At 46.5% G+C, this 23,818-nt stretch carries 17 protein-coding genes; 13 read left to right on the forward strand and 4 right to left on the reverse strand.

Going from position 1 to position 23,818, the window contains the following annotated elements; all coding sequences use genetic code 11:
- The first annotated feature begins 102 nt into the window (after positions 1–102).
- Positions 103–852 carry a sucrose-phosphate phosphatase gene (locus H6H02_RS12935; RefSeq protein WP_190818343.1) on the forward strand — a complete coding sequence of 250 codons (750 nt, stop codon included), beginning with the start codon at positions 103–105 and terminating at the stop codon, positions 850–852.
- 28 nt (positions 853–880) lie between these two features.
- On the forward strand, positions 881–1,504 hold the full coding sequence (gene ruvA, locus H6H02_RS12940) for a Holliday junction branch migration protein RuvA (RefSeq protein ID WP_190818184.1): 624 nt from the start codon (positions 881–883) through the stop codon (positions 1,502–1,504).
- Positions 1,505–1,565: 61 nt separating this feature from the next.
- On the opposite strand, the gene H6H02_RS12945 is transcribed toward ruvA, so the two are convergent.
- Positions 1,566–3,578 carry an AAA family ATPase gene (locus H6H02_RS12945; protein ID WP_190818185.1) on the reverse strand — a complete coding sequence of 671 codons (2,013 nt, stop codon included), beginning with the start codon at positions 3,576–3,578 and terminating at the stop codon, positions 1,566–1,568.
- Between the two features lie 407 nt (positions 3,579–3,985).
- Here H6H02_RS12945 and H6H02_RS12950 point away from each other — a divergent pair, with 407 nt between their 5' ends.
- The 5 genes from H6H02_RS12950 (at position 3,986) to H6H02_RS12970 (ending at position 10,797) form a co-directional block, all read left to right on the forward strand.
- Positions 3,986–5,413: a hypothetical protein gene (locus tag H6H02_RS12950; protein WP_190818186.1), complete on the forward strand. Its 1,428-nt coding sequence runs from the start codon at positions 3,986–3,988 to the stop codon at positions 5,411–5,413.
- 318 nt (positions 5,414–5,731) lie between these two features.
- The gene (locus tag H6H02_RS12955; RefSeq protein WP_190818187.1) at positions 5,732–7,465 is read left to right on the forward strand and encodes a M48 family metallopeptidase; all 1,734 of its coding nucleotides are present in this window, start codon (positions 5,732–5,734) and stop codon (positions 7,463–7,465) included.
- 145 nt (positions 7,466–7,610) lie between these two features.
- On the forward strand, positions 7,611–8,276 hold the full coding sequence (locus H6H02_RS12960) for a class I SAM-dependent methyltransferase (RefSeq protein ID WP_190818188.1): 666 nt from the start codon (positions 7,611–7,613) through the stop codon (positions 8,274–8,276).
- 120 nt (positions 8,277–8,396) lie between these two features.
- On the forward strand, positions 8,397–9,263 hold the full coding sequence (locus H6H02_RS12965) for an NAD(P)-binding domain-containing protein (protein ID WP_190818190.1): 867 nt from the start codon (positions 8,397–8,399) through the stop codon (positions 9,261–9,263).
- Positions 9,264–9,477: 214 nt separating this feature from the next.
- Positions 9,478–10,797: an alkaline phosphatase PhoX gene (locus H6H02_RS12970; protein ID WP_190818192.1), complete on the forward strand. Its 1,320-nt coding sequence runs from the start codon at positions 9,478–9,480 to the stop codon at positions 10,795–10,797.
- Positions 10,798–10,883: 86 nt separating this feature from the next.
- Here H6H02_RS12970 and H6H02_RS12975 read toward each other — a convergent pair whose 3' ends face one another.
- Both H6H02_RS12975 and H6H02_RS12980 read right to left on the reverse strand, forming a co-directional pair.
- Positions 10,884–11,624 (reverse strand): class I SAM-dependent methyltransferase, encoded by a 741-nt coding sequence (locus H6H02_RS12975; RefSeq protein WP_242040691.1) that lies wholly within the window; start codon positions 11,622–11,624, stop codon positions 10,884–10,886.
- 449 nt (positions 11,625–12,073) lie between these two features.
- The gene (locus tag H6H02_RS12980) at positions 12,074–12,580 is read right to left on the reverse strand and encodes a hypothetical protein (RefSeq protein ID WP_206757276.1); all 507 of its coding nucleotides are present in this window, start codon (positions 12,578–12,580) and stop codon (positions 12,074–12,076) included.
- 157 nt (positions 12,581–12,737) lie between these two features.
- Here H6H02_RS12980 and H6H02_RS12985 point away from each other — a divergent pair, with 157 nt between their 5' ends.
- The 5 genes from H6H02_RS12985 to H6H02_RS13005 all read left to right on the forward strand — a co-directional run bounded on the left by H6H02_RS12985 (position 12,738) and on the right by H6H02_RS13005 (position 20,699).
- Positions 12,738–13,322, forward strand: a complete 585-nt coding sequence (locus H6H02_RS12985; RefSeq protein WP_190818198.1) for a thioredoxin family protein — start codon at positions 12,738–12,740, stop codon at positions 13,320–13,322.
- Positions 13,323–13,459: 137 nt separating this feature from the next.
- Positions 13,460–14,428, forward strand: a complete 969-nt coding sequence (locus tag H6H02_RS12990) for a molybdopterin-dependent oxidoreductase (protein WP_242040692.1) — start codon at positions 13,460–13,462, stop codon at positions 14,426–14,428.
- Positions 14,429–14,556: 128 nt separating this feature from the next.
- Positions 14,557–16,014 carry an adenylate/guanylate cyclase domain-containing protein gene (locus H6H02_RS12995; protein WP_190818202.1) on the forward strand — a complete coding sequence of 486 codons (1,458 nt, stop codon included), beginning with the start codon at positions 14,557–14,559 and terminating at the stop codon, positions 16,012–16,014.
- Between the two features lie 738 nt (positions 16,015–16,752).
- Positions 16,753–18,378, forward strand: coding sequence for a ferredoxin--nitrite reductase (locus H6H02_RS13000; RefSeq protein ID WP_347342608.1), 1,626 nt, complete (start codon positions 16,753–16,755; stop codon positions 18,376–18,378).
- Between the two features lie 62 nt (positions 18,379–18,440).
- A complete protein-coding gene (locus H6H02_RS13005; RefSeq protein ID WP_190818204.1) occupies positions 18,441–20,699 on the forward strand; it encodes a nitrate reductase in 2,259 nt (752 codons plus the stop codon).
- Positions 20,700–20,758: 59 nt separating this feature from the next.
- Here the strand turns inward: H6H02_RS13005 and H6H02_RS13010 are convergent, their stop codons facing one another.
- Positions 20,759–20,992 (reverse strand): hypothetical protein, encoded by a 234-nt coding sequence (locus tag H6H02_RS13010; protein ID WP_190818206.1) that lies wholly within the window; start codon positions 20,990–20,992, stop codon positions 20,759–20,761.
- Between the two features lie 1,040 nt (positions 20,993–22,032).
- Here H6H02_RS13010 and H6H02_RS13015 point away from each other — a divergent pair.
- Positions 22,033–23,541 (forward strand): NarK family nitrate/nitrite MFS transporter, encoded by a 1,509-nt coding sequence (locus tag H6H02_RS13015; RefSeq protein ID WP_190818208.1) that lies wholly within the window; start codon positions 22,033–22,035, stop codon positions 23,539–23,541.
- Positions 23,542–23,818: the final 277 nt, after the last annotated feature.

The following is a 23,818-nucleotide window of genomic DNA, read 5'->3' on the forward strand; positions in this document are numbered from 1 at the left end:
AATGCCGTTAAGTGGTAAAGGAGAGCGATCGCTCTCCTTTACGACGAATGAACTTCCATATAGGAAAATAATCCAGTAGCCAAATCCCCAGCAATGAGCAACGTGAAGCCATTTCTCTTCTTGACCGATTTAGACAATACCTTAGTAGGCGATGACGAGGCTCTAGAAGAACTCAATCGCCACCTGAGCCAGCATCGGGAACAATACGGGACAAAGATTGTTTATGTGACAGGTCGTTCCCCCATCCTCTACCAAGAACTGAAGACCGAACAACATCTATTAGAGCCAGATGTCCTAGTGGTGTCTGTTGGGACGGAAATTTACCGAGATGGCAGCCAGACTCCAGATCCGGCTTGGGTAGAACAACTTTCTCACAAGTGGGATCGCGAGTTGATCGTCGCTACAACCGCTCATTTTTCTGACCTCGTTCCCCAACCGCCCTCAGAACAACGCCCTTTTAAAGTTAGCTACTTCCTCTCCGGGGAAGCCGCAGTCGAAGTTCTCCCTCAGCTAGAAGATTTGTTGGAAGAACGCCAGCTAGATGTCAAGTTGGTATATAGCAGTGGCAAAGACTTGGACATCCTACCTCGCGGCGGCAATAAAGGAACTGCAACTGCATTTCTGCGACAGCAATTTCAGATGCCTCCAGAACAAACCGTTGTTTGCGGTGACTCTGGCAACGATGTGGCATTCTTTCAGTCCGGCGAGGAGCGAGGAATTATTGTCGGGAATGCCCAGCCAGAACTGCTAAAGTGGCATTACGCCAATCCTTCTATTAATCGCTATTTGGCAAAAGCTGATTGCGCTGGAGGTATCCTAGAAGGTTTGAAGCATTTCGGCTTTTTAGAATGAACTTGTCCTCCATCCTCAACATTTTTGCATGATCAGCTATCTCAAAGGGACGGTAGCTGGCATCCAGAAAAGCACCGCCAATCGCGTCATCCTGATTCTGGAAGTCAATCAGATTGGTTACGAACTGCATATCCCGCCACGGCTGGAGACTGAGCTACCGGCGGCGGGAGAAATGGTGCAAGTTTTTACACACCAACAAGTTCGAGAAGATCAAGTCCTCCTGTATGGCTTTGGCTCCGCCGCTGAGCGGGATTTATTTCGTGCCCTCGTTAGTGTCAGCGGCATTGGTGCCAGAGGCGCAATCGCCCTTCTAGACACCTTAGGGCTATCAGATTTAGTCCAGGCAATCGTTACTGGCAACACTCGCACCTTAGCGAAAACTCCTGGCATTGGTAGCAAAACCGCCGAACGTCTGGCGCTGGAACTCAAAACTAAACTGGCAGAATGGCGACACTCGGCAGGGGTCACTAGCACCGCGACTGGCCCTTCCGCCGCCATTTTAGAAGATGTGGAGATGACGCTACTTGCCTTGGGATATAGCAATAGTGAAGTATTGCAGGCGATCGCTGTCGTCAAACAGGATTCTCTGTTGGCGAAAAGCACGAATGCGGAAGATTGGATTCGAGGCGCGATCGCTTGGTTGAGTCATTAACAGGCTCAAGTGTTTTTTCGCATTGCATAATGCAAGGAATGAACCCCGAAAATTAAACAGTTTAAATCCAACCTTTAATTTCTACATCCGTGAGCGATCGCTCTAATTTCACATATTCGCTTCTAGTCGCTTGCAAAATATGTTTCATCATCACAGATTCTCCAGTATCCGCTGCCAAAAAAGCAGCATTCATCGCAATACTGCGAATATTTCCCCCAGCTACATTTAATTTTGCTAGTTTCTGCACATCCAACTCTTCAGTTGGCGTGGTTGTGGGAAAGATACGCTGCCAAATTTCCGCACGTTGGGTGGCATCTGGAAACGGAAACTGAACAACAAAGCGAATGCGACGCAGAAAAGCTTGGTCTAACGAACCTTTTAAATTAGTCGTCAAAACTGCCAAACCTTGATACGCTTCCATTCGTTGTAATAAATAGCTAACTTCAACATTGGCATGGCGATCGTGGCTGTCTTTCACTTCGGTACGCTTACCAAACAAAGCATCGGCTTCATCAAATAATAAAACCACACCTCCCGCTTCTGCCGCATCAAAGATTCTCCGCAGATTCTTTTCTGTTTCGCCAATATATTTACTAACTACTGCACTTAAATCAATCCGATATAGGTCAAGTCGCAATTCTTTTGCTAGCACTTCTGCTGCCATTGTCTTACCAGTACCAGAAGCTCCAGAAAAGAGAGCGCTAATCCCTAAACCACGACTGCTTTTGCCAGCAAATCCCCATTTTTGGTAAACTTTAGCTCGTTGGCAAAGATGAGCCGCAATATCGCGCAAGATTTGGCGTTGTGTTTCTGGTAAAACCAAGTCATCCCAAGTAGCAGTTGAATCGATGCGTTGAGCTAGATCGTCTAGGCGCGGACGTGCTTGTACGCGGCAGAAGTCCCATAATTGATTTGGGCTGGAAGAATCTTCCACTTTTATATTTAATTGTTCATGTTTAATTTTTAATTGGCTACACGCGGCTTGAATGGCAGGAGTGTTGAGGTTGAATTGAGAGACTAGCGTTTCTACGTGTCCGTTCAGTTCAGCAGCGATCGCGCCTAAGTTAGACTGCCAAATCGCTAGCTGTTCGCTGCGGGTAAGTTTAGGAATGTCGAAGGTGATGATAGAACGTTGCGGGGAATGCAGTCGTTCTTCCGTAGTAATGATGAGGGGGATGCTAGTTTCTTCGATCAGCTGCAAAATAGCATTTTCTCGTACTGTATCGCCTGTATTTAAGCGATCGCAATCCAATAATAGAACGCTACCTGTCAATGCGACTTCCCTTTCCCACCGCCGCAGTAAGCGATCGCTATCTTCCAAATCAGTTGGTAAGCGATAAACGGACATAATTTTTAAGGGACGCTGTGCAATAGCGCCAGCAGCAGATGCGATCGCCCGCTTGTCGGTTGCATCCATACCGCACAATTGCACAATGGGGATTTGTCCTCTGCTCTCCGTCTCTTCTCCTCTATGCAACAAGGCTGCTAGCCGTTCTACTATCTGCTGGTGCGAGGGTTGTAGCGGAATACCGGATGCTTCTACTGGCATCGGCTTAATTACGCTCAATAGCTGCTGGTCTTGATACGGCTCCCCAAAAAGATAGTGCAGAACGCTTTCGTCAATCTGCAAGGGACACGAGGTAAGGACTTGACCCGTTCCAATTTGCAATAATTTCCAGTGACGCAAGGGTGCTTGGGGAGTGAAGGCGCTCCAATGCGCTTTCGGGAAAACTTCTAAAGCTAAGCCGAAGGTGGGATAAGTGATTTCCCGGTTTTCTTGGGCGTTAGCGCAGAGTGCGGGGAAGTCAGGAAAGATTGCCATACCAGCGCACAACAGTAGGATATCGCGCTCGAAGGAGGACAGGTTGAAGGTGGTGCAGAGCTGCTCTAATGCTGGAGGGGTTGGCATTGAGGAGGCGATCGCTTCTATTGATTGGTCGTTGGGGACTGGTGCGATCGCTCGATCCTTTTTACGGGCAATATAATGCTCTAATGCCCGATGCACCGTTGCCACTGCGGTCATCAGGTAGTGAGAATTGGCTTGATACCAGCCGTCAGTGGTTGTAATGTTCATTAGTTTTCCTGCTTCAAACCGCCATGAGGAAATTACGGATTTATTTTTCTGGTATTAAAACATTTTTAAGTTTTTTTCTTGTTACTTAAATATATTTAGTGACAAATTACAATAGGTAAATCACGGCTTTTAGTTAAAAAATCATTAAGTTATTACTGGGGTGAAAAGCAAAATCTTATGGTGAGTAAGATTGACTTGGGATAAAAGAAAAGTGGGTTCTAGAGGCATCCTAGAAGAGCGATCGCGTTCTCCCAATATTCGCTTATCTGGTCACAGCGCAACAGTAAATTTGCTATCTTTATTTCTTCCCGCTCCTCAGTAATTTTCCGGGAATCATTGTAAAAAAATGTAATTTTTAGTGTTTAAGTGCGCGAAAAATTTTACTCCTAGCACTCTAAAGGCAATCTATGACGTATACAAAACTACACAAATCCTCCTCTTGGAACCCTGAAATTCAGAAGAAAAACGCTTTTTTGGCTGCACTGCCAATGGCTATCCAAACTAAATCAGTTTCTGGGTCGCCTCAAGAAGAGCAGGAGATGCCAAGCTACACGCCACTACCAGCAGACGGGATTGCCAATCATCCCTTGATGCGGAGTCTCTCAGAAAATACCCCAGCGCAGGCTAGCAGTCAAGTTGAGACAAAATCGCTAATCCAGCGGCGTGAAGAATCTCTACTCGATGAACCGATACCTTCAGATTTCCAAGAGCAAGCATTAGTGCCGGAATCGATAGCTCCCTCCAAGGAAGAAATAATGACCGGCAAATTTTTAGACAAACAAAAAGCCGAACGCGAAGCCGAATTAGCAAGCATGGGAGGTGGTTATAAGGAGGATGAGGAGAATAAGAATCCTAAAGACACCGCTAAGCGCGTTATAAATCTAGCACTACTCAACAGCAAAAGCGAAATTTTTCAAGACGAAGAGAACCAGAAATACCTAAGTATTTTGAAAGCTAAACCACAAGCTGAAATAGAGGATAAACAGCAACACGGAAGGGCGCTGGGAGAAGAATGGGTAGGAGAGGAAGAAGCTGGCAACGAAAAATACTTCCATGACGAAGAAAAAGCCAGTCATGAGGTAAAAATTAACGAACAAGGCTTATTGACTACTACCAATGAAGCAGGCGAACAAGTTCCTCTAAATACCCAAGCAGCAGAAGAGAGAGAAATCGCTTTCCCAGGTAGCAAGGAAAAGCGATACATTTTTGCACGGGAACACGGAACAAAAAAAATGTATGCAGCGGATGAAGGAAAAGAATATCGAAAACCAGACGCAGGTAGAGTTCCTCACGCGGGATTGGTAGAAGGGCAAAATGTCCAAGGAGCTGGTGAGGTTGAAACGGCACATGATGGACGAATAACCGCGATTTCGGACCGTAGCGGTCACTATAAGCCAGAGGCGGAAGATACCTATGAATTTGTCAAAGACCTCGCCACTTCAAAGGAAGAGGGAGGGTTAGGTGCGAAGTTAATCGATGATAGCAAGGACGAAGCGGGTCATGCAAAAAACACGCCAGCTAGAGTTGAATTAGGAGGTAAAGGGGAAGACCTCTTATTAACAGACGCGCTCGGTTTGGGAGAATACGAAAACAAGTACGCTCAGGACGAAATCAGCTTAACGTATCAACAGTTTCTCCAAACGGGTGGAAATGAAGCACAAATCCGTAACAAGCAATTTCTTACACGTCAGATAGGAATGTTAAAGAATGAAAATGAAAGCACTGTGAAACCCTCAGAAATAGACTCTCAATCAATACGTGAAGCAGCAGCGCAGAAAGTAGCGCAAGAGCAGAGAAAACGCCTAGGTATTAAACTTCGAGGAGATGATTATTAAAAATAAAGAAATGCCGAAGCCTTAACTGAGTAGGTTATACTCAGCTCTGCTGAGCGTGATTCGACTCACCGATAAAAGCAACAATAAAGACGCGCTCGCATTTGAGACGCAAATTTGCTCCAGAGAATGCGATCTCTTTATGTTTGTGTAGAATAATCGCGTCTTTTTTGTGGTGATTAGATAAGAGCGATCGCGTCTCTAAAATAAGTCTGCGTCAATTGGCACAACCCCGCCTCTGCGTTCGTGTAGTCCCAGCGAGATAGGTCAGGTAAACTCTAAACATAATATAGAAAACTAGAGTTTCCATTTTCTTCTGCCATGAAACCTGTCTGGAATTCCTGGGCTTTTGCGCTTGTGCTATTGTCCGCTTCCCCCGTAGCAGTGCTAGCGGAACCGACATCGCCTCCTACGGTGATCGTGACTCCAGTTCCCAAGAAAACTGAAACCCCAACCTCTCAACCAGAGGATACCAGCACGCAAAAGGATTCACCTCCGACGGTAATCGTCACTCCAGTTCCGACAACCCCGAAAGCGGAAGAAACCAGCACCCCCGAAGTCCAACCCTCTGCTGAGGAAACAAAACCAGAACCCAGTTCGGAAGCAAGTGAAAAGCCGGATACCAAACCAGAATCCGATACAGACGAAAAAGCTGAGGAGGAGGAGAAACCGACTCCAGAAGAAATTGCTCAACAAGAGAAAATAATTGAGGCGGATAAGCTTTATCTGGGGGGACAATTTGCTGCGGCTGAAAAGCTTTATCGGGAGGCAAAAGGAACTTTTGCTAATGCAACTGAGAAAACTGAGCGAAAAGAAGCCATTACTGACACGGATAAGTTAGCACCAGCGGGGAGGGTATATTGGCGCGAGGCTCAAGCGGGTATACAACAAAAACTGGAGAGCAAAATTTTTGTTCCGCTGCAATTTTTAGTAGAGCAGTATCCTGAATTTATTCCCGGTCAGGTAGAGTATGCAAAAGCGCTGCGGGATTACAATCAGGTAGAAAAATCTTTACAGGTTTTGGAACGGGCAAGCACTGTTTATCCTGCCGAACCGATGTTGCTCAAAGCAAAAATTGCAGCATACGGTCAAAATAAAAAATGGTTAGAAGCTTCGCTATCAGCACGTCAATTTGCGTTGCTTAACCCGAATCATCCAGAGGCGGCAGAGTTTGCAACGTTAGCGGAAGAGAATCTGAAACGTTATCAATCGCATTTACGCGCCGAGTTGAGAGGGAATGCGATCGCTAATGCGATTACGGGGGCTTTAAGCTATGCCTTCACGGGCAGTTTGTTTGGCCCTCTAACTGCCGTTGAAAGCGCTGCACTGATGCTGCGGGGAGAATCCGCGATTGGTCGATCGGTGGCAAAACAAGCAAAACGCGAACTGCCACTGGTTGAAGATGAAGAGGTGTTGAATTACGTTCGAGAAATTGGAAATAAATTAGCAACGGTAGCCGGACGCCAAGATTTTGAGTATGAATTTTTTGTGGTTTTAGATGACGATCTCAACGCTTTTGCGCTACCAGGAGGCAAGGTTTTTGTGAATGCGGGGGCGATCGCTCGCACCCATTCTGAGGCAGAATTAGCCGGTTTATTAGCTCATGAATTATCTCATGCCGTTCTCTCTCATGGGTTTCAATTAGTAACGCAGGGAAATCTTACGGCTAGCGTGACCGGATTTATTCCTTATGCTGGGAATACCGTCACCAATCTGATTGTTTTTGACTACAGCCGCGACATGGAACGTCAGGCGGATATTCTCGGAACTCGCATTCTCAGTGCTACCGGCTATGCGGCGGATGGGATGCGGAATCTGATGGTGACGCTAAGCAAGCAAGATCGCGATCGCCCGATCTTCACTTGGCTTTCCACGCACCCGATCACTGATGAGCGGACTCGGTATTTAGAAAGTTTAATTCAGAGTAACGGCTACAACCGCTATGCCTATGAAGGAGTAGCACGACACAACGAAATTAAGGCAAAAGTGAAGAAAATTCTAGACGAGGCGAAGAAGAAAGAAAAAGAACGCAAACGAAAGCGCGATCGCGATTAGTAATTAAACGGGTAGACATCATTAAACTAAACATCGGATATAGATTTAATTGAGGAAAAAAACCAAGATTGACAAAAGTTTAATGGATTTCACTGAGGCTCTACCCATCCAATAATAATCAGATCCATCTACTTAGCGATTAGCCATGCAAAGAGTATTAGAACCCGAAGTCATGGACAGTTGGGAAGAAGCTGTTGAATATGACGCAATGGACTTTACAGAGATAAACGCAGCGTTTGCTCAGCGGGCAATTGAGTTAGGAACAACAAATGCAACTGTGCTGGATGCTGGAACTGGAACCGCTCGAATTCCCATTTTAATTGGTCGGAAATGCCCTCAATGGCAAATCATTGGTATCGATATGGCAGAATCAATGCTGCAAATTGGCAGGGAAAATGTGGAAGAAGGTGGTTTAGAAAAACAAATAACTTTGGAATTTGTTGATGCCAAGAATTTACCTTATCAAGATGGACAATTTGATATGGTAATTTCTAATAGCCTGTTTCACCATCTACCAAATCCATTGCCATTCTTGCAAGAACTGAAACGAGTGTTAAAGCCACAGGGTGCTATTTTCATCCGCGATTTAATTCGTCCTCCTAGCGAGGAAATTATGAATTCTCTGGTGGAAAGTATCGGTAAAGAGTACGACAAACACCAAAAGAGGTTATTCCGCGACTCTCTCCACGCTGCGTTTACCTTGGATGAAGTGCAAGACTTAGTGCAACAAGCTGGTTTAGAGGGTGTTACAGTTGAGCGATCGAGCGATCGCCATTGGAGTGCCGAACGAGCATGGGTTGATCCCGCTTAAATCCGCCTGAATAGCCGTCATCCTTCCTGAACCTCATTCCCTTCCGCTCTTTGCTCAGAGCGGTGTTGCAGGCGGGGTGAGGTTCTTGAGCAACAAGAATTAGAAGAGGTCAAAGCAATCGTGAAAGTAGGATTTTTTGGAACTGGGTTGATGGGACAGCCGATGGCTAAAAGGCTGTTAGACGCTGAAATTCCAGTGGTTGCATACAATCGTACTCAGTCGAAATTAGCACCTTTGCAGGATGCTGGCGCTAAAATTGCCGACTCTCCACAAGAGGCAATTCGCGAATCTGAGTGCGTGATTTTGATGCTGACAAACGCTACAGCAATTGATGAGATTTTGCTATCTGAGGCTTCCCGACAAGAGTTAAAAGGTCGCACAGTCATTCAAATGGGGACGATTTCGCCTAGAGAAAGTCAAGCGATCGCGTCTCAAGTTGTTGCGGCGGGTGCAGAGTATATTGAAGCACCCGTGTTGGGCAGTATTCCGGAAGCAGAAGCCGGTAAACTAATCGTCATGGTGGGGGCTTCCGACGAGCAATTTCAAAAGTGGTCAGATTTTTTAAAACATTTTAGCGCTGAACCTCTACATATTGGCTCAGTCGGGGCTGCCGCTGCTGTCAAATTAGCCTTAAATCAATTAATCGCTTCCCTCACGAGTGCTTTTGCCCTTAGTTTAGGTTTTGTTCAACGCCAAGGTGCTGACGTTGAGATGTTCATGCAAATCTTACGACAAAGCGCTCTTTTTGCTCCCACCTTTGATAAGAAATTGCAGCGAATGTTAGATAGAAACTATGAAAATCCCAATTTCCCAACTAAACATTTGCTTAAGGATACTAACTTGTTTCTCAATGAAGCTAAGTTAAATGGCTTGAATGTCAGCAGTCTGGAAGGCATCCGCCAAATTTTAGAAATGTCACAGGATATGGGCTTAGCAGATGAGGATTATTCGGCGCTATTTTCTGCAATTAATCCGGAAGATGAATGAGTATTTTAACGCAAAGGTACGCGAAGGTGAGCGCAAAGGTACGCAAAGAATTATTGGCGTGGTCTTACGTTAATCGTTTTTTTGGAGAAACTTTAATAAACTGGGCAACTAATAATATTTCCTGAATGAAAAATTAATCAAGCGTTAATCAAAGCTTTGCCGAAGGTTGATGAACGCCAATTAAGCTGTTCTACGCATAAACGCGGAGAACACCATGTCTTTATCACGGCGGCAATTCTTCACCCTGGCAGGCGCAAGTGCTGCGGGTGCTGTATTAATGTCCCCTCTAGAAGCTCTCTATACCAGAGCAGCCAAAGGTCAATTTGTGAGTGGGGGAGGTTATGGCCCGCTGATTCCAGATCCCAACGGTTTATTAGATTTACCACGGGGATTTCAATATCGCGCTATCTCTCGGACTGGAGACATGATGAACGATGGCAATCCAGTGCCAGGTGGTCACGATGGGATGGGTGCTTTTCCCGGCCCTAATAACACAACTATCTTAGTTCGCAATCACGAATTAAGCCCGAATTCCACTACGCAAGTTGCCGGACTCAAATACGATAATCTCTGTAAAGGTGGCACAACAACCCTGATCGTAGGGGCGAATCGCCAACTGCAAAGTCATTTTGCTTCCCTAGCAGGAACCTACCGCAACTGTGCAGGGGGCACGACTCCTTGGGGTTCGTGGATTAGTTCTGAGGAAAACACCTCAACTCCCGCTACAAACGATCCAATTAATACAACGGGCAATGTCGAGCAACGTCACGGTTATAACTTTGAAGTTCCGGCAAATGCAAAAAGAACCGTGACTCCTGTGCCTTTGAAAGCAATGGGGCGTTTTAACCACGAAGCGGTTGCAATCGATCCAAAAACTGGAATTGTTTATGAAACTGAAGATAGAGGAAATGGTCTCTTCTATCGTTTCATTCCAAATCAACCAGGCAGGCTTGTGGAAGGCGGTGTTTTGGAAGCTCTGAAAATTAAAGGAATGCCCCAAGCAATTACTAAAACCAATTTCCCGGTGCGTCAACCGATGCAGGTTGAATGGGTTCGCATCGACAATCCCGACCCGGATACGGATACTGTCCGCGTCGAAGGCTTTAGTAAGGGGGCAGCCCAATTTACACGCGGGGAAGGAATCTGGTATGGCAATGGTGAATTTTACTTTTGCTGCACGGATGGTGGAGAAAAAGGATTGGGTCAAGTTTGGCGCTACGTTCCTGGTACAAATGCACAAGAAGGCGGCACTCTCGAACTATTTGTTGAACCCAACAATGTAAATGTATTAGATAGCCCTGATAACATTGTTGTGGCTCCTTTTGGCGATTTAATCATCTGTGAAGATGGCGACGACGAGCAATTTGTAGTCGGGGTGACTCAAAAGGGTGAACTCTACCAGTTTGCTCGGAATGCTATCAATGATAGGGAGTTCGCTGGTGCCTGTTTTTCACCCGATGGTAATACCATGTTTGTGAATATTCAAACTCCTGGCATTACCTTTGCTATTTGGGGACCTTGGGCAAAAGGATAATAATGGGTAATGGGTAATGGGTAATGGGTAATGGGTATTTCTTGTAAAGATATGAAATTTCGCATCTCTACAGTCACTCTTTCCGATTACCCATTATCTGCAAGGTAAACATTCGTGCGATAGGCTAAATACACATAGCCGCGCTCATTACAAGCGCTGGCATACAGTTCTTGCAAATCTGCCACAAGTTGCTGGTATGCCTCTCCTTCTTTGGGGATGTAAGATACACTATTTACCCTGCCAATTAGTCCCGCTAAATCTAGCTGCTGCTGGTACTCAAATGTATGGCACCGGACATCTGGAAAATGGGGACTCGTTAGCAGAGGATCGACTGAAACCATCCGCTTCTCTGCGGGATGATTATTTGATGCAATCTCAACTAAGCGGCTGTAATTTGCTGTGAATTCATCATTTTGATTACGATCGTTCCACACTACCGCTAGTCGTCCGCTGGGCTTGAGAATGCGACGAAATTCTAGCAATGTTGGTTCGGGATTAAACCAATGAAAAGATTGGAAGCAAGTCACTAAATCAACAGATGCGTTAGGTAAATTCGTTGCTTCTGCTGTTCCGTCACGAAACTCTACCAACGAATGGGGTGATGCAGCTTCTCTCATTGCGGCGTTTGGCTCGATAGCGATCGCATTCACTCCCCGTTGAGCTAACAAACGCGAGGAAATTCCCGTCCCTGCACCGATATCTGCGGCGACCAGTTGCGACGGATTTCCCAATCCCTTCAGAATAATATCAATAGCGGCGTCTGGATAGTTCGGTCGGTACTTGGCGTAATCCTTTGCTCGATTGGAAAATCGGCTTAGTGGATTCATTGCGTGTAACGGCGTGTCTTTTGAGTTACTATTACCCATTGCCGACGACTGCTCTTCTACTTGTGCCTTTGTTGATTTTTACTTAAGTGCTTATTAGTAGAATATAAACGAAGTTCTTTCTTTAAGGATAAGAAGAAACTTTTTATTTTAAAACCTATACTTTACTCAAGTTTTTATGATAATATGAATTCGACAAAGAAGAACTATCATTAAATATGTATTTGAACCATATTTTGATTACTTAGATAATAGCACCAAGCCTGATAATTTGTAGTAACCTCAATTTTATTCCTAAATTTCAGTTACGAGCGATCACCATCAACTCACGCAATCGCTCGTCCGTCTTTTGGGAAAAGTTAGCGATCGCAAGCAAATGCAATAAGCCGTTGATAGTAGCCCCAGGATGAGAGCCTGGGGCGTATATTTGCTTTGGTAGACTACTGAAGCTCTCAACGGGGTTTTTTTCGGGTTCTTCGCCGCAGTTTCTGTGCCAGCGACGAGGCTTCCCGTTCGGCTTTGTAGAGGTCGATGGAGCGAGCCGTCAGCACTAACGATCCATCAAGCTTTTGTCCCACATAGGGGAGACTGGTTGCTTTATACTCGCAAATGTCAGCCTTACCCCGAAGGGATTTCAAGTCTGTATTGACTTGAGCTGAGATTGCCTTGAGTTCCTGTATTGCTGCCTCTAGCTCCGCTGAAAGCCGATTAACTTGGGTTGCTTGCGCCTCTAGGTGTTTTAATTTTTCATTCAGATGTTCCTGTAACAGTTCCTGGTAGGTTTTCACCCGTAGTGACGGAATTAACCTTCCGGAATTGGTTGTCTTTCGAGGTCGCAAATCAGTATTCGCGATCGCTGGCGATGGAACGCGCTGGTGTTTCGCATCACCTTTTACGGGTTGGCGGTCTTCGCCACGTTTTGTCTGGACTACTTTGAGGCTGGCTTGCAGTTTTGTCATGTCGATGGCTGGATGGCTACCTAACGACTGGGATGCGGAACGCAATTAGTACAATTGTACTATATAGAGGGCGATCGCTACTTACTCTGGTTTTTTTTTCAGTGGTAGAGCAATATAAGTGGGAGCGCAGTCTACTAAAACCTAAGGAGTGCATACAATGGTGCGAACCGCCTCAACCATGTTGGCGCTGGGCACTACAGCCCCAGATTTCCAATTGCCGGATGTGGTATCTGGTCAAACCGTTTCCCTTGCCACCTTTGCCGATAAGCAGGCATTGCTGGTCATGTTCATCTGCAAGCATTGCCCCTTTGTAAAACACATCCAGGGAGAACTGGCGCAGCTTGGCAAAGATTACGTCGGAGAAGAAATTGGAATTGTGGCAATTAGCTCCAACGATGCCAGCAATTATCCCGATGATGCCCCCGACTCACTCAAAGCAATGGCGAATGAGCTGGGATTCACCTTTCCTTTGTGCTACGACGAAACTCAAGAAACTGCCAAAGCTTATACTGCTGCTTGTACGCCAGACTTTTTCCTCTTTGATGCCAACCAAAATTTGGTTTATCGCGGTCAATTAGATGACAGTCGCCCTGGTAACGATCGACCCGTCAACGGCAAGGATTTACGAGCCGCGATTGATGCAGTGTTAGCCGGTCAATCAATCCCGTCTGACCAGAAGCCTAGCATCGGCTGCAACATTAAGTGGAAGCCGGGGAATGAACCGACGTATTTTCCTCATTAATCGCAGCAACAGGGAGTTGTGGAAGGGTGCAGAATCAAGCTTGAAGGTTATTAAAGATAGAAATGAAATCTTGCCGCTTCCCCGGCTTCCCCGTTCCTCTGCTCCCTCTTTCCGGCTGCCTCTTCCTGCTTGCCTTCATGAGCGGATGTCAAAATCAGAAACCAACGAAAGCTCAGATGGAGGCGTGGAGAAATGAGGCGATGCAAAAAAACGCCGCAATGGTTGCCGCTCATAAGAACAATCGACAGCGGCAACAGTGGAATCTAGAAATTCAGGGGAAAACGACGGCGGGAAAATCCGTGCGGTTGACCATGCAAGAACTAGATGCGATCGCAACCACCCATATACGGACGCGATCGCCCCATAATACAAGCAACAACCCCGATCGGATTTTTGACTTCCGGGGTGTTGCTATCTCTAAACTGCTCGACAAGTTTGGCATCACTAATAGTAAAGAAGTGACGCTTGTCGCTTTCGATTCCTACCGTGCTACCGTCAGCATTGCAGACTTGCGTGCGTACCCGATTATCATTGCTTTAGAGCGCGATGGAATGCCCATTTCCCGCAGCGAAGGCGGCCCGCTTTCCCTGGTATTTCCTTACACCGAGTACCCGCAGCTTGAGCAAAAGTATCCCGACCGTTTTTGGGCATTTTACGTGACCAACCTGATTGTCGGTACAGAGCCAGTGCAACTGCGCGTTGACGAAATCCCGCTTGATGCCAAAACCATCAGCCAACTGCCACAAGTCACCATCGAAGAAGCTGTGGGCTACCCAATTGGGTGGCCGATTGGCAAAGTCAAGCTCACGGGCGTGCGCGTGCGGGACGTTCTGGCAGCTGCCGGTGTCACCCTGCCTGAAAATGCGACGGCGATCGTTCGGGGGAAAGCGCCCGTCTCTCGCAATGCCCTGAACCCAATTCGTTTGGCAGCCAACGAGGTGCGAGACTGCGATATTTTGTTTGCCACACACTGGGGGAACGAACGCAATCCGATTCCTGCCAAAATGGGTGGTCCGGTGACGCTTGCTTTCCCCAGCAATTGTCAAGCGAGATCCGAGAATCAACGCTGGCTTACTTTTGTGGAACAACTTGAGGTTAGCAAATAATGGCGAATGGCTAATGAGAGTTTGAAATTTTGAGTTTTGAGTTTTGAGCTACCAGAAAATTCTTTCATTCAAAACTTATAATTTAAAACTTTTTGGCAATTACAAGTAACCATTACCAATTAGCCCTTATGAAAGTTGCCCCGTTCCGCTCAATTCACACACGAATCATGACCGCCACAACACTCTTGATTGTGGCGATTGTTGGTTCTGTAGTGTGGCTGTGGGCGAAGAACGAGAGACAACTTTACCGCGAACAGAAGCGGCGTGAAGTCCAGCAGCTAGCGATCGCTTTATCCAATACTTGGACGAACGAACTTGAAGATCAAAATTGGGGTCAGATTCGGCTTGGTTTCAATCTGCTACTGAAGCGCAACCCTGATTTTGTTTATATTCTAATCTCCGATGTGCGCTTGTCAAATCAAATCGTCGCCGCCAGCGAAAGCGAGCTTCAGGAACAGTATGTTCCCGATATTGTGCCTGTAACGGTGACGGACTCGGCGCTGGCAGTATATGACGATACCCGCGTTGTTGAGACATTCCTCCTCCGCGACATTACCTTTAACCGCGAGGTGCGGGCACGTCAGGGTGAAACTGCCATCGAAGTTGCCGCCGGGATTCGCAACTCTTCGGGGCAAAAAATCGGGACGTTGCGGATTGGAATGTCACTGCGGCAGGTGAATCAAGCCGTCGCAAACGCTGTCGAAAAAGCGCTGTTTGTGGGTGTTTTTGCCCTCTCCTTGGGTCTTTTCGGTGCCTACCTGTTGGCAACAGAACTCAGTAGTCCGGTGCGGCGGTTGCAAGTGAGTGCTGCCAAAATTGCTGCTGGCGATTTACATCATCGGGCTGAAATTTACCGCAAAGATGAAATCGGCGCTTTAGCGATCGCTTTCAATGACATGTCGGCGGCGCTACAAGGTTTATTTAGCCGACTACAAAAAACTATCGAGTCCTTTCATCGATTCGTCCCGGAGAAATTTCTCCTTGTAATTGCACCCGACGGCATCGAGAACATCCAAGTCGGCTTTGCCTCGACGCGCACGATTACGATCCTGTTTGCTGATATTCGGGGCTACACGGCAATGTCAGAACAAATGACGCCTTTAGAAACCTTTTCATTTTTAAATGACTACCTCGCCTGTATGGGACAAGTGATTGACAAGTCCGGCGGCTTCATTGACAAGTATATCGGTGACGCGATTATGGCGCTCTTCGATGATGAAGCCACAGACAACGCTCTGCACGCAGCGTTAGCAATGCGACAGCGACTTAAACTATTGAATGAAGAGCGATCGCGCCAAGGTTTGCCAATCATCGATATCGGTATTGGCATTCATCGAGGCGAAGTCGTCATGGGTACCGTTGGATTTAGCTCCCGTATCGAGTCTACCGTCGTTGGGGATGCCGTAAACGTAGCCGCTCGTGTCGAAAGCCTCACCAAAAACTACGACAGCACCATCCTCGTCACCAAGCCAATCGTTGAGGCACTGCGCCACCCCGACACTTTCCCCCTGCGCCTAGTCGATAAGTTTGTTCGGGTAAAAGGCAAGGAAGAGCTAGTAGCGATTTACGAACTTGATGCAGTGTAGCTCTATCTCACTCTCTTCTCCCCTAAAATACCCTCTTCTTTCTCTCTGCGCTCTCTGCGTCCTTGGCGGTTCGCTTTCTTCCAAATTAAAGAGAACCACTCAATATCCCCAGGAACGACTAAAAATTCTTAATACCTGCCCTATATCGACAATTCTGAGAATTTTGACCTGATAAGGCAGCACTACTGATTAAAAATTTTTAAATTGTATCAAATACACCAGTTTTTTAAACAAAGCTGTGGATAATCTACTCATATAAATCCTGCTTAATTACCTAGTATCTAGGAAAACTTTACCTGTCTCAAGCACCCTTTTGGAACAGGTGGAGAGACGCTGGGGACAAAATTCCAAATAATCAGCATTTCAACGGATTTATTTTCAGATTAATCCCTTTATAAGTCTTACCTACTAAAGTTTACAGCGATTCCTAAAAATATTGATCAAGAAAACGACTGCCTGGAAAATATAAGTTATAAGCAAGTCCCAGTTAATAAGTTAATCGTCAGCGCTTTCCTAAAACCCGGTTTGGCAAGTAACCATAAAGATAGACCTTTAAACTTAAAAATATTTCAAAAGAAAGGTTTCATTAGCTATAAGCAACTTCTGTAACAAAATCTACCGTTTCAATTTTAAAAAGCGCCTAACTTAGCAGAAAAAGCAGTATTTAACAGCCAGAGCAATAGCTGTGCAGTTACACGTGCAATTGCGCCAGATACAGGTACGCAAGGAGGAAAAGCCGTGACTAACGTAACCACCCCTACAGAAGCAATCAAGGCAACCAAGCCTACAGACAAACTAAACAAGATTGAAAAAGCCAAAGCTGCAAAACATCCCCTCTTGCTGAAGCAAGAACTGGAGCATTTTGCCCAAATTGGCTGGGAGGCGATGGACGAGTTTGAACGGAACCAAGGGCTGAAGTGGTTGGGTTTTTTCCATCGCACGGTGACACCCGGCAAGTTTATGATGCGAATGCGGATTCCCAACGGCATTTTGACCAGCACTCAGATGCGAGTATTGGCTGAAATCGTGCAACGCTACTGCACGGGTTCGGGATTTCAAAGCCAGGGAAACGCCGACATTACCACCCGGCAAAATTTCCAATTGCGGGGAATTCGGATTGAGGATATTCCAGAGATATTCAACCGTTTGTTAAAAGTCGGCCTGACTTGCATTCAATCGGGAATGGACAACGTTCGCAATATCACGGGTTCGCCAGTTGCAGGTATTGATGCGGCTGAATTGATTGATACACGGGGGATTGTCCGCAACCTTCAGGACATGATTACCAATAACGGTGAAGGCAATCTCGAACTCAGCAACTTACCTCGAAAATTTAACATTGCCGTTGCTGGAGGTCGAGACAACTCTGTTCATGCCGAAATCAACGACCTGGCTTTTATCCCAGCTTACAAAAATCACACCATTGGTTTTAATGTCATCGTCGGCGGCTACTTTGCGCCGAATCAGTATGTCGAAGCCATTCCCCTTGATGTTTGGATTCCTCCTGAAGAAGCTGTGCCTTTGAGTAAGGCAATGCTGGAGGTTTTCCGGGATAACGGCCCCCGTGAGAATCGCCTAAAATCCCGGATTATGTACCTGATTGAGGGTTGGGGCGTTGAAAAGTTTCGGGCGGAAGTCGAAAAACAACTGGGGCATTCGCTGGAATCGGCAGCCCAAAAAGATGAAATTGACTGGGACAAGCGCGACCATATTGGCGTTTATCCCCAAAAGCAACCGGGACTCAACTACGTCGGTTTGCACGTCCCTGTGGGTCGCTTGTATGCCCATGAAATGTTTGAACTTGCCCGAATGGCGGAAGTTTATGGCAGCGGGGAGATTCGGCTGACTGTTGAACAAAATTTGATTATCCCCAATATCCCCGACACGCGCTTAAGCCCCTTCTTAGAAGAACCACTACTTCAAGAACGGTTGTCTATCGATCCAGAAATCTTGAACCGGGGGCTGGTTTCTTGTACGGGTAGCGAGTTCTGCGGCTTTGCGCTGATTGAAACGAAAAACCGGGCGCTTGCCTTGATTCAGGAACTGAAGGAAGAGTTAATTCAACCGCATCCGGTTCGCATTCATTGGACAGGTTGCCCAAATTCCTGCGGTCAACCGCAAGTTGCAGATATTGGCTTCATCGGTACGAAGACACGCAAAGATGGTCAAACCGTAGAAGCGGTCGATATTTGGATGGGTGGCAAGGTCGGGAAAGATGCACACCTAGGCAAAGAGATTATGAAAAAGGTTCCTTGTGAGGATCTCAAGTCAGTGGTGCGAGACTTGCTGATCGAACACTTTGGGGCAATCCCCAAGCAGCCACAAGAAAAGCTTGACGCAGAGAAAGTTGCCGTTAGTCCTTAGTCATTTGCTAATTACGAATGACTAAGACCATGACCCATGACCCATGACCCATGACAAATGCCATGAGTGACTCAACAAAAACACTGTGCCCCTACTGTGGCGTTGGCTGTGGCTTAGAAGTTTCGCCGCCTGCGGCTGCAAATCGGGAGACCAATCGAGATAGTCAAGGAAATCCGATCTGGAAAGTGCGGGGCGATCGCTCTCATCCCTCCAGTCAAGGTATGGTATGTGTCAAAGGAGCGACGGTTACAGAATCGATCGATCAAAACCGTCTCCTCTACCCGATGATGCGCGACTCTCTGGATGAACCCTTCCGTCGCGCTTCCTGGGAAGAAGCCTTAGATGCAATTGTCAGTCGCATGGGTTCCATCCTGAACTCCACTGGCCCAGATGCCCTATGTCTCTATGGTTCGGGTCAGTTCCTCACGGAAGACTACTACCTTGCCCAAAAGCTTTTTAAAGGAATCTTAGGCACGAATAACTTTGATACTAACTCGCGCCTGTGTATGTCTTCCGCCACGGCGGCGTATTTTTACAGCCTGGGTTCGGATGGTCCGCCTTGTTGCTACGAAGATTTAGAACTCACCGACTGTGCGTTTATCATCGGTAGCAACACCGCAGAGTGTCACCCAATTATCTTCAATCGGCTGCGGAAACACCATAAACAGAACCATCACGTCAAAATGATTGTGGTCGATCCGCGTCGCACCACCACCGCCGAAGCCGCCGATTTGCATCTAGCCATTCGACCCGGTACGGATATCGATTTACTCAATGGCATCGCTCATTTGCTTCTACGATGGGGCAAGATGAATGTGGATTTCATTGAGGATTGCACCGCAGGCTTTTCTACCTACGCTGAGGTGATTCAACACTATCCACCGGAAGTGGTCGCCGAACGCTGCGGCATTTCTGTGGATGACTTGATAACTGTGGCCAAAATGTGGGCTGATTCTAAGCGAGTCCTCTCCATGTGGACGATGGGTTTGAACCAATCTTCCGAAGGGACTGCCAAAGTCTCCAGCTTGATCAACTTGCACCTGATCACGGGTCAAATTGGCAAACCCGGAAGCGGCCCTTTTTCCCTGACAGGTCAACCAAACGCGATGGGGGGGCGGGAAGTCGGGGGTTTGGCTCATTTGTTGCCCGGATATCGTTTGGTGAAGAATGACCAGCAGCGAACTGAAGTCGAGCAGTTTTGGAAGCTTCCCGCCGGAAAGATTTCGTCGGTTCCCGGTCGCAGCGCTTGGGAAATTATCACCGGACTAGAGACGGGAGAGGTAGAGTTTCTTTGGATTGCGGCGACGAACCCGGCGGTAAGTATGCCGGATCTGGAACGAACGAAAGCGGCGCTAAAGCGATCGCCTTTTACGGTCTATCAAGACGCCTACTATCCCACGGAAACTGCTGCCTTTGCTCACGTTCTACTCCCGGCGGCGCAGTGGGGGGAAAAAACTGGGACGATGACTAATTCGGAAAGAGTCGTCACCTTGTGTCCAGCTTTCCGCAAACCCCTAGGGGAGGCAAGGGCAGATTGGGAAATCTTTGCAGAAGTGGGTCGTCGCTTGGGATATCCCGAACAGTTTGCTTATACTCACTCATCAGAAATTTATGATGAATTTGTGCAGCTAACAAGCGATCGCCTCTGCGACCAAACCGGCATCTGTCACGAACGTCTGAAGAAAGAAGGCCCGATTCAATGGCCCGAACCGATTAAAAATGCAAAATTAAATACTAAAAAGGAACGGGGATCTTCCCTTAGCACCTCTAAAAGGCTTTACACCGACTTGCGCTTCTCGACACCGGATGGACGGGCGCGTTTTGTTGCCAAGCATTCGCGGGGACTCGCAGAACCCCCCGATCCAAACTTCCCCTTTGTGCTGACGACGGGCAGACTTTACGGGCACTGGCACACGCAAACTCGTACCGGACGGATTGCAAAAATCTCCCAAATGCATCCGCAACCGTTCATTGAGATTCATCCCCGCGATGCTGCGAAGTTGGCGATTCAGGAGAATGACTGGGTGGAAGTGCGAAGTCGTCGCGGAACTTCTCGATTCCCAGCCAAAGTCACTCAGACCATTTCTCCCGGTACGGTTTTTGTCCCCATTCACTGGGGCGATCTTTGGGCGGATGATGCTGAAGCGAATAGCGTGACACAATCCGCATCCTGTCCCGACTCTCTGCAACCCGAACTGAAAGCTTGCGCCGTGCAACTGGTGCCGATTAATGCCCATCTAATCTCTGAGGAGTATGTGCTTCCAGAGACTCCCGAAACGGAGACTCAACCGAAAGCTTTGTCCTCACCGCTGCGTGTTTGAAGCGATCGCAAAAGCTTTGGTTTTCTCTCCGCTTTCACGCCCAAATTTCTACCAAAAGCTTACTGTTCGGAACTAACCCGAACGCTATCCGCTTTTTCTCCAAGAACGCTCCACAAGCCTGCCTCTCCTAGCGCCGTTGGTGTCTGGGATTGCAGCTTTGCAAAAGTTGAACTATAAACAACCGGAATCAACCCGAAAATCATCGATACCACCGTAACCAGAAGCACCAGCTTCAATGGGTTAGAGGGTTCTTCTTGGGCTATCAATACTTCGGGGCGTTCTTGCGTTTTCATTACTAAAACCTTTTGATTAACTTCTGAAAATTTTCCATTTATTTAAATCTAACAAAAATTCTGTAGCTGAATATACAAAAACCTTCTTTTACAAAAGTTTAAAATAGCGTAAATTCAATTTTCCGAGTGGTAATGAATTTCAGCGAATACTGCACCTATCGGAAGGAGGAAATCTGATTTAGCAAGTTTGCAAAACCCGCTGAGGAATGCAACCACCAACCGTGTCTAGAGATGGTGCAATGTCAGGAAATGCTCACAGAGTCTTCACTAATTTTGCGAGAGATTCTGAGCCTCCGACCAAATAACGCGATCGCATTCTGAGAATAGAGAGCGTTATCAATTCAGCTCATTTATTTTTTTAAACCGTGACAATCTAATCGCTCAAAGACTATCCGCGAAATCTATTAATAGATTCTGACTTAGTAAAATGTGCAGATGTTAACCGGCAGCTTATAGAGCGTGTAACCAAAAAATACCGGAAGAAAAATAAGTCGAGAAATCTAGGCTGAGCGCGGCAGCTTTAATAAAAATTTTCGATAGCTCCCCCTTCATCAAAGGGGAGTTATTTGCTTTAAAAAAATTGCACAGTTATAAATCAGCAAATAATCAAGAATCATCACTGTATTACACATTTTGCATTCAACTCATGCAAAATTTGCAATAGGCAAGAAGGAATACTTCACAATACAGATACAATACCTAACAAGATAGAGATTTCAAAAGAAATCTGCCTTTTGTAGCAAATTCTACGAACTCAGACTATTCAGTTCATTAATCTAACAGAAGCGCTTATCGCTAAAAAAAACTAACGGTCAGCAGCTCGGCTCGATAAAGTGAGATTTTATGTTTGAACACTTTCAAGCAAAAAAAAAGCAAAAAGAAAAGCAAAAAAATAGACCTAAGCCCGTGGCAATTGCCTAATTACGTAAATTTTTTCTCCTTAGATTTATATTCACGATTGAATCTATAAAATTTACGCCAATCCTAAGACTAGCTCCGCGCTTTGATGCATACTTTACTTAACAAAAAGAGGTTCTGAAATGTCCGGATTATGGTCATTTAGCGGACGATACCGCATTTTACACCTGACCTGGTTTGCTTTCTTTTTAACCTTTGTCGTTTGGTTCAACTTCGCCCCTTTTGCCACAGCGGTGAAAGCAGATTTAGGTTTAAATGAAGCCCAACTCAGAACTCTTGCCATCTGTAACGTTGCGCTCACCGTCCCGGCTCGGATTATTGTCGGCATGATTTTGGATCGCTTTGGTCCTCGCATCACCTATTCATGCCTTTTGATTTATGCGGCGATTCCTTGTCTGCTGTTTGCCTTTGCACAGAATTTTTCCCAATTAGTTTTAAGCCGCTTAGCGCTGAGCATCGTCGGGTGTGGATTTGTTATTGGCATTCGGATGGTGGCGGAATGGTTTCCTCCGAAAGAAATTGGTTTAGCAGAAGGTATTTATGGCGGGTGGGGCAACTTTGGCTCAGCGGGTGCAGCGTTTACCCTCCCGACAATTGCCACAGCCGCTGCCTTTTTCGGGGCAGGTCAAGTTAACTGGCGGTTTGCGATCGCGCTCACCGGAATTGTTGCCGCTATCTACGGGGTCGTTTATTACTTCAACGTCCAAGATACCCCTCCTGGCAAGGTTTACGAGCGTCCCCAAAGCAGTGCCGGAATGGAAGTGACGACCCAGAAAGACTTCTGGTTTCTGCTGCTATCAAACATTCCCTTAGTCGGCGTTTTGGGTCTAATTGCTTGGCGCTTAAATCAAGTCAAATTCCTTAATGTCACTCAATTGTACGTAACCTGGTTTCTGCTGCTGTGTTTGTATGCATTCCAAGCTTATAACTGTTGGAAAGCAAATAAAGGCTTGATGACTGGTAAAAAGCGATACGCCTCAGAAGATCGCTATCAATTTGGTCAAGTTGCCAATTTAGAAATCGCTTATCTTGCCTGTTTTGGCTCAGAGCTAGCCGTTGTTTCCATGCTTCCAACATTTTTTCAAAGAGGCTTTGGATTGACAGAGGCGCTAGCCGCAGGAGTTGCCGGAACTTATGCCTTTATGAACTTAGCGGCTCGTCCCGGAGGCGGCTTAATTTCTGACAAGATTGGCAGCCGGAAATGGACGCTGGCGGCAACACTTGCTGGTATGGGAGTCGGCTATCTCGTGTTTAGCTCTCTGGGTGGAAATGTCCCCCTGTTTGGGGTAGTGATTATGACTATGATTGCTTCCTTCTTTGTCATGGCAGCAGAAGGTGCGACCTTTGCCATCGTTCCCCTGATTAAGCGGCGCGTAACGGGTCAGGTTGCTGGGAACGTGGGTGCTTATGGCAACGTAGGAGCGGTCATTTTCCTCACCGTCTATAGCTTTTTACCTCAGGATGCTGCGGGCGATCGCATCTTTTTCCAGATGCTGGGAATTGTTGGTTTAATTTCAGCTAGTCTTTGTGCCTTTCTTCTCAAAGAACCGGAAGGCTCTCATGAAGGTGAAGAAGTCGGAATAACATCATCAAAAACTCCCGTTTTCTCGCACGAACGCGAACAAAATTAATCTTGGCATAAGTGCTAATGGCAATAGATAAGGTGTTAAAAGTTATACCAACTTAGGTTTAAAAACTGCCTTTTCCTAAAGCCAACCGAGTAGGGGTGAGATTGAAACTCACCCCTATATTTTTATGGCGTGTCGAGCGGATTTAGCGATATGCTTGGCTACTTATACTTCCTTACCAATTTAGATAGATTTTTAATATCCTCGCTCGAGAAAGTTGTTTTGAATACATATAGACGGGTGATTTGAGATTAAGTTAACCTTGCTTTCCTACTCACAC

Origin of the sequence: Coleofasciculus sp. FACHB-1120, from assembly GCF_014698845.1 — a bacterium.
Lineage (GTDB): Bacteria > Cyanobacteriota > Cyanobacteriia > Cyanobacteriales > FACHB-T130 > FACHB-T130.

Excerpts from the sequence above, each read along its gene's own strand:
- ruvA (WP_190818184.1), top strand. The coding sequence starts at position 881 with ATGATCAGCTATCTCAAAGGGACGGTAGCTGGCATCCAGAAAAGCACC.
- H6H02_RS12945 (WP_190818185.1), bottom strand. The coding sequence starts at position 3,578 with ATGAACATTACAACCACTGACGGCTGGTATCAAGCCAATTCTCACTAC.
- H6H02_RS12950 (WP_190818186.1), top strand. The coding sequence starts at position 3,986 with ATGACGTATACAAAACTACACAAATCCTCCTCTTGGAACCCTGAAATT.
- H6H02_RS12955 (WP_190818187.1), top strand. The coding sequence starts at position 5,732 with ATGAAACCTGTCTGGAATTCCTGGGCTTTTGCGCTTGTGCTATTGTCC.
- H6H02_RS12960 (WP_190818188.1), top strand. The coding sequence starts at position 7,611 with ATGCAAAGAGTATTAGAACCCGAAGTCATGGACAGTTGGGAAGAAGCT.
- H6H02_RS12970 (WP_190818192.1), top strand. The coding sequence starts at position 9,478 with ATGTCTTTATCACGGCGGCAATTCTTCACCCTGGCAGGCGCAAGTGCT.
- H6H02_RS12975 (WP_242040691.1), bottom strand. The coding sequence starts at position 11,624 with ATGAATCCACTAAGCCGATTTTCCAATCGAGCAAAGGATTACGCCAAG.
- H6H02_RS12980 (WP_206757276.1), bottom strand. The coding sequence starts at position 12,580 with ATGACAAAACTGCAAGCCAGCCTCAAAGTAGTCCAGACAAAACGTGGC.
- H6H02_RS12985 (WP_190818198.1), top strand. The coding sequence starts at position 12,738 with ATGGTGCGAACCGCCTCAACCATGTTGGCGCTGGGCACTACAGCCCCA.
- H6H02_RS12990 (WP_242040692.1), top strand. The coding sequence starts at position 13,460 with ATGAGCGGATGTCAAAATCAGAAACCAACGAAAGCTCAGATGGAGGCG.
- H6H02_RS12995 (WP_190818202.1), top strand. The coding sequence starts at position 14,557 with ATGAAAGTTGCCCCGTTCCGCTCAATTCACACACGAATCATGACCGCC.
- H6H02_RS13005 (WP_190818204.1), top strand. The coding sequence starts at position 18,441 with ATGAGTGACTCAACAAAAACACTGTGCCCCTACTGTGGCGTTGGCTGT.
- H6H02_RS13010 (WP_190818206.1), bottom strand. The coding sequence starts at position 20,992 with ATGAAAACGCAAGAACGCCCCGAAGTATTGATAGCCCAAGAAGAACCC.
- H6H02_RS13015 (WP_190818208.1), top strand. The coding sequence starts at position 22,033 with ATGTCCGGATTATGGTCATTTAGCGGACGATACCGCATTTTACACCTG.